This window comes from Collinsella sp. SGI.178, assembly GCF_050313495.1.
Lineage (GTDB): Bacteria > Actinomycetota > Coriobacteriia > Coriobacteriales > Coriobacteriaceae > Collinsella.
In genome coordinates, this window is record NZ_JBNPLM010000059.1 from 1 (window position 1) to 506 (window position 506).

Consider the following 506-nt stretch of genomic DNA (forward strand, 5'->3'; position numbering starts at 1 on the left):
ACCAGGTCCCGCCGTCGAGGACCCAGCCGGTCGCCATGGCGCCGGAGGGGCGGAAATAGTACATGGAGCCGTTGCACTCGTGCAGGCCAGTGGCCATGGCGCCGCCCGCGTCGGGTTCGAGCCAGTACCAGGTGCCGCCGGTGCGAAGCCAGCCGGTCGAGGCGATGCCGCTCGCAAACCAGTACCAGGAGCCGTCGACGAGGCCCCAGCCGTTAAGGGGGCCATAGCTGCCGAAGTAGCGGCGGTCGCCCCGCGCGTCCGTCTGGTAGCCCGTCAGCATGGCCCCCGTCCGGGCGTCGAAGCAGTAGGGCACGCCGCCGACGGATACGGGGCCGCGCGCCAGCGCGCCGGAGCCCGTCGCGTAGTACCAGGACCCGCCGTCGAGGACCCATCCGGTCGCCATGGCGCCGGAGGGGCGGAAATAGTACATGGAGCCGTTGCACTCGTGCAGGCCAGTGGCCATGGCGCCGCCCGCGTCGGGCTCGAGCCAGTACCAGGAGCCGCCG

At 72.1% G+C, this 506-nt stretch carries 1 pseudogene; it reads right to left on the reverse strand.

The window, feature by feature from the left end:
• A pseudogene (locus ACQRAQ_RS08635) lies at positions 1–506 on the reverse strand (choline-binding protein A); the annotation flags it as partial.